At 62.0% G+C, this 2,068-nt stretch carries 2 protein-coding genes and 1 pseudogene; 2 read left to right on the forward strand and 1 reads right to left on the reverse strand.

Going from position 1 to position 2,068, the window contains the following annotated elements; genetic code table 11:
* On the reverse strand, positions 1–729 hold a 729-nt coding region (locus tag HBJ55_RS21870), incomplete at its 3' end, for a metal ABC transporter substrate-binding protein (RefSeq protein WP_167120312.1).
* A 356-nt stretch (positions 730–1,085) separates the two neighbouring features.
* On the opposite strand from HBJ55_RS21870, the gene HBJ55_RS21875 reads away from it, so the two are divergent.
* On the forward strand, positions 1,086–1,670 hold the full coding sequence (locus tag HBJ55_RS21875; RefSeq protein WP_167120315.1) for an anthranilate synthase component II: 585 nt from the start codon (positions 1,086–1,088) through the stop codon (positions 1,668–1,670).
* Between the two features lie 26 nt (positions 1,671–1,696).
* Positions 1,697–2,068 (forward strand): annotated as a pseudogene (gene trpD, locus HBJ55_RS21880) (anthranilate phosphoribosyltransferase); the annotation flags it as partial.

Consider the following 2,068-nt stretch of genomic DNA (forward strand, 5'->3'; position numbering starts at 1 on the left):
CAGGGCGGTTGGCCGGGTTTCCTCGATCAGGTTGACGATACGCTCGGCCTGCGCGGGCGAGCCTTCGGTCTCGAGATTGGTGCCCCAGATGCCATCATGGCGAAAGCCATAGGCGTCGGCGAAATAGATGAAAGCCGCCTCGGTGGTAATCAGGATGCGCTGCTGCTCGGGAATTTCCGATAGCATTTCACTCACTTCGTCATGCAGTGCGGCGAGCTTCTCCTTGGCGGCGCTGGCCCGGGCCTGGAAGTTATCGGCGGCCTGAGGGTGCAGCTCAGCCAGATGATCGGCTATCGCCTGCATGTAGGTCGCGACTGCGCGCGGATCCATCCATAGATGTGGATCGGGTTCGCCGGTGTACTCACCGGTGACTATCGGCTGGGTTGGGTGTTCCGAGGCCTCGGCGAGAGCTATCAATGGCGCACGGTTGCCCACCGTGGCATGAACCTGGCGCATCCACTGCTCGAGTTGATAGCCGTTGTAGAAGACGAGATCGGCATCCTCCAGCGCGATGAAGCTATCCGGCGTCAGCTCCCACTCGTGCACTTCGGCGCCGTCGGGAGCCAAGACGACCAGCTCGATATCGTTACCGCCGACCTGCTTGACCAGGTCACCCAGGATCGAAAAACTAGCGACCACCTTGGGATTGGCTGCTGCTTCTGAAACGCCGCCGGCCATGGCAGCGAGAGGTAGAGCCAGCCAGATCCAGGCACGGCGGGAAAAGCGCATCGTCAATCTCCTTTTTGCGGTTGCGCACGTGCTCCGATGATAGAGATTGGGAAGTACGCTTGCCAGCTGTGGTGGAGATGCGCCCCTCTCGCGTTCCGGTGCACCCAGTGTCGCGATAAGCCGCCATCATGCGTTGACAGCCCGGCAGCCACGACGGCACTATTGCGTCATGAACGCAAACACCTATATGCCAAATTCGACCCAGTGGTGGCGCTCCTGAGCGAGGGGCGGCACGCTGACGACTGAAGAAAATGCCGCCGTCAGGGCGGTTTTTTTGTGTCCGAAGCAGACCCGCACGGCTGGCCGAGAAACACGAAACACAGTAAAAAGATTCGCTTTAACAGGACCTTATCGCCATGTCCGTGCTGATGATCGACAATTATGACAGCTTCACCTTCAACGTCGTGCAGTATCTGGGTGAGCTGGGGGCCGAGGTGGTCACCCATCGCAACGATGCCATCACGCTGGAGCAGATCGAGACGCTGGCGCCGAGCCATCTGGTGATTTCGCCGGGGCCCTGCACGCCCAATGAAGCCGGCATCTCCCTTGCCGTCATCGAACGTTTCGCCGGTCGCCTGCCGATTCTCGGCATCTGCCTGGGGCACCAGGCGCTTGGCCAGGTCTATGGCGGCAGGGTGGTACGCGCACCTCAGGTGATGCACGGCAAGACCTCGCGGGTACGCCATAATGGCCAAGGCGTATTCGCCGGCCTCGAGGACCCGCTCGAGGTCACCCGCTATCATTCCCTGGTGGTGGAAGCCGAGACGCTGCCCGACTGTCTTGAGGTCACGGCCTGGACCGACGATGACGACGTCACCCCTGGCCTGATCATGGGGCTGCGCCATCGCGAGCTGGATATCGAAGGTGTGCAGTTCCATCCGGAGTCGATCCTGACCCGTCAGGGGCATGAGTTGCTGGCCAATTTTCTGAAGCGTCGCTGACCCGCACGAAAGAGGAGTTCCTGCCCATGCAGATGCGAGACGCCATCGCCGCGGTGATGCGCCATGAGAGCCTGAGTTTCGATGCCACCCACTCGGTGATGCAACAGATCATGACTGGCGAGGCCAGCGACGCCCAGATCGGCGGCCTGCTGGTTGGTCTGGCCATGAAGGGGGAGACCGCCGAGGAGATCGGGGCTGCGGCCCAGGTGATGCGCGAACTGATGAAGCGGGTGCACGCGGTGGCCGACAACGTGGTTGACATCGTCGGGACCGGCGGCGACGGCGCCAATCTGTTCAATGTCTCGACCGCTTCCAGTTTCGTGGCCGCGGCGGCCGGCGCCCACGTGGCGAAGCACGGCAATCGCAGCGTCTCGTCCTCCTCCGGCAGTGCCGACCTG

The organism is Billgrantia bachuensis (assembly GCF_011742165.1).
GTDB classification, from domain to species: Bacteria; Pseudomonadota; Gammaproteobacteria; order Pseudomonadales; family Halomonadaceae; genus Halomonas; species Halomonas bachuensis.